Source organism: Streptomyces antioxidans, assembly GCF_000968685.2.
Lineage (GTDB): Bacteria > Actinomycetota > Actinomycetes > Streptomycetales > Streptomycetaceae > Streptomyces > Streptomyces antioxidans.
In genome coordinates, this window is the sequence record NZ_LAKD02000046.1 from 21,150 (window position 1) to 27,503 (window position 6,354).

Consider the following 6,354-nt stretch of genomic DNA (forward strand, 5'->3'; position numbering starts at 1 on the left):
GAGCAGCACAGGCCTCTCACGCCCAAACCCGCCGAGGCAGAGCCCGCCGCCTGATCCCAAGCACGCCCGGCGCCAGGGCGGGTCGTACTCGTGGCCTGGTACTGGGTGCCGTTCCTTCCGACCACGGTGTCCCGTCAGCTTCTCTTCAGTCCGCTTCCAGCCGCATGACGACATCTCGGGTGACGATCGGTGCGGATGCCCGCTCGGACAGGATGTCCAGCAGGTCGGGGCGGATCACGACGGCGCAGCCGCTCGTCCGTGGCCAGGGCAGGCGGTAGGCACTCCGCTCGTACTCGGTACGCCAGCAGATGAGCCGCAGAGCCGGACCTCGGTCGTCCTCCAGTGTCAGCGGGGCTCCGGGCCTCAGGCGGAGTGCAGAGCGGAGCCACGGGGTGGGTGTCAGTGTGAAGCCGGGTAGTCCCAGGCCTTGGGCGGCGTCTGCGGCGGCGGTCATGGCGCGGTCGAGGCCGTGGAGCGGGATCCCCGGCGGGAGGTCAGCGGCGGGGTGCTGCGCAGGCGGTCGAGTCCACTCCTCGATGTCGCCGTCCGAGAAGGGGATAGCGTCGCTGTCCTGATTCCCGTAATCCGTCACTTCCGGGCCTGAGAAGCTCACGACGGTCAGGCCGGTCTTCCGGGTGTGCGGTGACAGGAACTTGCGTTCCTCCACGGAAGCGAGGATGCGCCAGCCCGGGAGGGTCTGTCCAGTGAGGGCGGCGGCTTGGGTCAGTGGCCGTGTGGAGGTGGTCTCGGCGGTTGCTCCGGTCAGCGGAGTGTCCTGGCTGGCCGGGTCGTCCGGGCCGGGTAGCAGGGGAAGGCCGGGGCGTCTGTCAGTACGGTGGCCAGCTGGTCCTCCCAAGCTGCCGGATCGCTCACGCCCAAGCCCTGCGAGAGCCTGTGCGCGCGGCTACCCGCCGCCACCGTTTGGATCGCCTCTTCGATGGTCTCCTCGATGGCGAGGTAGGCGTCCGGCAGCTCGCCCTCGTCGGCGCTGAGGTTGGCGCGGGACTGAGCCTTGTTCCTCTCGATGGTGTGCTCAGTGTCAATTTCGCGGCGAACCCTGGCGAGGACTGCTCGGATCAGCCCGGGCTGCAGTTGCTCGGCTTCGTTCAGCCGCGCGCCAGCCACCTCTGCCACCATCCCCGTAACGACGCGGCCTCTCGGGCTGTCTCCCTGTGCGGCGGAGGTCCACAGGCGGCTCGGCGGGTTCAGCCCGGCCGGGTCCGACGCTCCCATGGGCACGCTGGCCGCATCGGTGAGCAGTCGGCGGGCGAGGGCGCGGACGGTGAGCAGCGGTCCTCGGGCCAGTGCCTCGAGCGCCTCCTGACAGTGGTCCACGACAGTTTGGGCTTGCGGCCCCTGTTCTTGGAGCAGGCACAGCAGCCACATCAGGGTCGCCGGATCGGAGAGTTGCTCCAGTGCGAGGGCCATGGCGGGTGCCGTGGCTTCGGGGCGCAGTGTGACCAGAGATCGCGTCGCAACCATCGCTCGGCGTTTGCCTTCCCGGTCCGCGTGTGCGACCGCGGCTAGTGCTGTGGTCGCGAAAGCATGGTCGAGATCACCGGGTGCGGGGATTCCGTTGTCGTTTTCGGGGGCGCGGTAGGGGTGCTGAGGGTCGTCGCTGTCGTGGACGCGTGGTGCTCTGCTCTCGATGACCGTTGCGGCTTCGTCCCAGAGGGCGAAGGCCAGGTCGAGGGAGTCGTTCGGGGGCAGGCCGAAGGCTTGCTGGGCGAAGGCGAAGATCAGTGCCTGGGTGATGCCGTGGGTCCCGTACCGACCTGCGCTCACCGCTGCTTCTGCCTCTTCGGTGATGACGCGGTGGGTGAGGATGCGATCGAGTTGTGCGGCCGTACGAAGGGCGTCGAGGGCTGTTTCGCCTCCGAAGTTCAGCCATCCGCCTTGCCCGCGGGTGCGTACCCAGGTCAGTGCGTAGGCTTCGGCGGCGAGCGCGTCATGCCCGTTCTGGCGGAGCTTGTCCGCGAGTCGGCGCAGCAGCAGGGGACCGTCCCGGAAGTCGAAGGGGCCGGCGATAGCACGCAGGACTTGTGCGGCCTCGTCGGTCTGTCCTCGGGTGGCGAGGTTAAGCAGGCCGTCGCCGACGAGGTCTGTCATCTGTTCGAGGGTGTGTTGTGGGGCGTCGGCCTCGTACGGGCTCAGGTGCCATGCGCGCAGTACCCGGATCAGGCCGACCGGTTCGGAGGGCGCGGGCGACGGGGCGGCAGGTGAGGTCGGGGCCGTGGCCGACTGCGCGGGGATGGGTGCGCTGCGGCGGGGCTGGGACTCGTCGGTCACCGGTGGTTCGGGCAGGCGGGTGAGCTGCGGGGCGCCGACGCGTTCGGCGACGGCGTTGAGTTCCGCGACCAGCTGTACGTCGGCCAGCCTGGTCCCGTCACTGGAGGAGTCGCGGTTCGCTTGCCGCTCGTCGGCCCTGCTCAGTGCGATGCGTAGCAGTTGTGGAACGCCGTCGGGCGTGGAGGGGCCGATTGTCCGGGCGAGCCGGTCCAGAAGTGCGGCGTCGGCTTGGAGGAGCGGGGTGTCCAAGGTGATGCGGAGCGCGGCTGCCACGACCGGATCGGCGGTGCCGTTCCACTCGCGCCAGAGGTCTTCTCGGGCGCCGTGGAGGATGGCGTTTGGGCCGTTGCAGTCGCTGAGCAGGCCGGTGGCTGCGAGATCGGCAAGGGCCACGGGGTCTGCCCCGGCCAGGACGTTCCACCACCGCGGGCGTGCAGCGTTGGTCTCCTTGCCGTCGGTGTGAAGGACAAGGCGTTCGCACAATGGCTGGATTCGCGCCACCCGCGCCCGCCCCCGGGCCGGGTCCGCAGTGACCAGGGCGGGCAGCGGATCCAGGAGCTCATAGACGGTGATGTCCTTGCGCCAGCCGTAGGCCACCAGGAAGTGGCAGGCCGCCAACCAGTGTTCCTCGGCCTCGGCGAGGTCGTCAGCTATAAGGGCGAGGCGCGCGTGGATGAGGAGGTAACGGGCGAGGTCGCTGTAGAAGCGTCCGCCGGCCTGCTGGAGAAACTCGTTGCGGACGGCTTCGTCGATGCGAGCCCGCCGTGCGGGCGTGGTGTGCTCGACGGCGATCGTGAGGAGCGTGTCGGCTGGCAGCGGTCCGCCCATCTCGCCGCGCAGGCTGACGCCGATTTCCCGGCTGACGTGGATGAGGGTCTTCCACGCCTGCGGCCAGTCCTGGTCGGACACGAGGGCGGCCGCCCGGCGGACCGACTCTTCGATGAGCGGATGGATCGAGTAGAGGTCGCACGCACGCGGGCTGCCGGTGAAGCGGCTGATGTCTGCGGTCAGAAGCCCGAGGGCTTCGATCACCAGGCCAGACCGGGTGTGTGCTGCGGCGGCTTCGGCGCGTGCGAGGGCGATCGCGAACCGTAGCCAACAGGGGTACCAGCCGGGCCCCTGGACGAGAGCCGGTACCGCGTCCAGAGCGATAGGGTCGGTCTGTGCCGTGATCGCCAGGGCATCGAGCCACCTGGCCACAGCCTCGGGGCTCCACTGGACACGTTCGTGCTGTACGTCGTGGGTGAGGGAGAACAGAGTGTCGCGGGCAGTCGAAATCTCGTCTGTCGCAAGGCCTTCAGCGAGATCGGCGGCAGCGACCCCCAGCGCGAGCAGCCGGTGCCCCGTTCCCAGCACGTATCCCAGGTCGGCCGCCTCCTGAGCCCAGTCCGCGGCGCTGCCCGCCTCATCGGGCACCGCGCTTGCCGCGATCTGCTCGCCGAGTGCGAGGCATACTGGGCCGCCCGTTGCAAGGCGCGGCACCAGGTCGGTGATGGCCTCGATTCCGACGGTGTCGAAGAGCGTCTTCACGACGGCGTCGGCCGATGCCTGGTCACCCCGTTCCTCGAGCCACTCGGCGATGCGGTCCAGCGACACCGGCCGGTCGGGACCGTCCTCCCCCGGCTCCTCCCCTGTCGCCTGGTGGGTCGCCGACCGGCGCAGCTGGCCACGCAGGTATGCCAGTTCGACGGCTCGGTCGGACTCCGCACCGTAGGAGGTGTTGTCCGATTCGGCCTCGTGGTCGTGTGCCGTCATGTACGCGTGCCAGGGTGCCACGGCGCCTGCCGCGTCGAGGACGGCACACATCTGCAGACCTGCCCGGGCGGGCATGACGGTCCGCCCGTCGTGCAGGAGCCGGTCCGCCAGCGTCTGAGCTCCCATCAAGGCGATCGGCACGTCGGCGAATTCGACCAAGTCCAAGTCGAAGCGCTCGAACTCGTACGTTTGCGCGGCCCTGGCGAGTTCGACGCAGCGCGCGACGACCGGCCAGTTCGCCGTCCTGGCGGCGCAGCGCAGGCCGGTGGCCAGGTTGTCTCTGATCGCCGAGGCCGGGTGGGCGGTGGAGACGGCTCGGGTGACGAAGTCCCGCCCGATGTAGTCCAGCACCTCCGTGTCGCGCCCTGCTTCGGCGAGGATCTGCAGGAGGCGGCGGAAGGCCCGCGGATCGTCAAACAGTCCTTTCCCGGTCAGCCAGGTGGCGATCAGCGCCAGCGTCGATTCCAGGGCCCTGGGATCGCTGTCGTAGCCTAGGCGTAGGTAGCGGGCGAACGACTCGTGGTAGACGCGGATTTCGCTGGGTCCGGCCGTCCCGGAGAGCACCGGGGCCAGCACCTTGAGCGCGCCGTCGATCCTGTGTGCCCGGTCCGGGATAATCTGCCCGAGCTCCTCGCGGGTGACGGACACGCCGAGCAGGGCGATAATGTCCGCGACGACATCAGCTTCTGCGCCGAGGGTGTCGTAGAGGTGTGCGTAGTAGCCCTCCAATGATCCCTGGTAGGCCGGGAGTGCCCGCACCACTACCGCAGCCTTCGTGATCGTCTCCGGCCGGAGGGCGACCTCGCGGCAGAGGTACGTCGCGTACAGAGCATTGCCGCCCGAGCGTTCCTGCAGCGCGTCCAGGAAGTCGGTCACGTCACGGTCGTCGGTCAGGAGGGCCTCGGTGCGATCGTCGTTCGCCGCCGGGACCAGTCCGAGCCGCTCCGCGACGATGCGGCACTCGAGCGCAGTCAGTGGCGGCACGGCGAGGGGGGCCGCCCCGGCGTCCTGGAGGGGGGCGAGGTGGTTCCCGGGCTGGCTGAGGACGAGGAGGACGCTGCCGGGCGGAAGGGTCAGCGAGCCGAGGACGGCGGCGAGGGCCAGGGACGGATCAGCTCTCCTGGTCCTTCCTCCTTGTACGCGGGTGACGTGGTCCAGTCCGTCCACGACGAGCGCCACGCGCCGGGTGGGGTCCTTGCGCAGAGCGGTGTCCACCGCCGTGGTCAGCGCTTGCGCATCGGCGGCGAAACGCGGGCGCTGCTCCTGGACGAGGTCGGGTACCGCCTCGGCCAGCCGGCCCAGCAGGCTGCCGAAGACCGTTTCGGTGACCACCCGGGTCAGCTGATCGCCATCGGCATCGCCGAGGTAACAGTAGTGCTCGGCAACCAGCCACCCATCACCGGTGAGTTGGTCGACCAGCTGCTGGCACGCCCAAGACTTGCCCTGTCCCGGTGGGCCCGTGACTAGCAAGACTCCCCCGTCGGCCGCCGCTGCCCCGGCCGCCTCCGCCAGGACGCCGACCGTGGCGGACCTGGCCACTTCCAGGGCGCGGTCGACAGGGTTCGCGCGCACGACGGCGCCGAGGTCGCTGCGCAACTGGGCCTGGCGCAGTAGCTCGCGGGGCGTCACCTCGACGCCGCGCTGCCGGGCGGAGCGAACCGTGCGGATCAGCGCCTCGGCGACGTCCACCGGTGAGCGTCCCTCGTTGGGGTAGATCCCCGCGCCAAGCTCACCGCGCACCCGTTGGAGGAGAAGCAGTTCGGCCGGCCCTGGCTGCAGGAGGTCCGTCGTCATGGCCGGTGCGCCGACTTCCACCACCAGGTGCTCACACAGCCATTCCAGGTCCTGCTTGGATACGGCCTTGTCACCGCCCGTCAGGAACCCGAAGACGTTACCCGCCTTGCGTCGGCCCCGCGCGGGCAGGTCGAACCCTCGCCAGAGGTCTTCCGCGTCGAACCGCAGGAGTGTGGTGTTCACCCCCGACAGGAACGGCGCGTCGGAGGAACGGGCGGGCACCATCACCGCGTTCAGTGCGTCGTCGTCCGGAGGTGCGTCGCACATCACGATGCGCAACCGGTGGGCAGTGGCGCCTGCACCCGGTCCGTCCCGGTCGGCGGCGGCGGCCGCCACAAGGCGGTCCAGTCTCAGTCCGCGATCGTCGGTCGTGAACGTGGTGTAGCCGAGGGGGCCTTTCTCGTCCGAGTGCTTGAACTGGGCCCGTTCACGGGATCCGTCCGCGTTGATCACCGTGAGGTCGTCGAAGCGGTCGTCCGTCACTAGTGAGCTGGTCTTGAGTTGGGTCGTCGCCAC

Annotated in this window: 2 protein-coding genes; both read right to left on the reverse strand. The window is 69.7% G+C overall.

From position 1 onward, the window contains the following. Positions 1 to 145 precede the first annotated feature (145 nt). On the reverse strand, positions 146 to 667 hold the full coding sequence (locus VT50_RS18785; RefSeq protein WP_046087487.1) for a hypothetical protein: 522 nt from the start codon (positions 665 to 667) through the stop codon (positions 146 to 148). Positions 668 to 762: 95 nt separating this feature from the next. Then, complete coding sequence (locus VT50_RS18790) at positions 763 to 6,321, reverse strand: P-loop domain-containing protein (RefSeq protein WP_046087488.1); 5,559 nt, start codon at positions 6,319 to 6,321, stop codon at positions 763 to 765. Positions 6,322 to 6,354 lie beyond the last annotated feature (33 nt).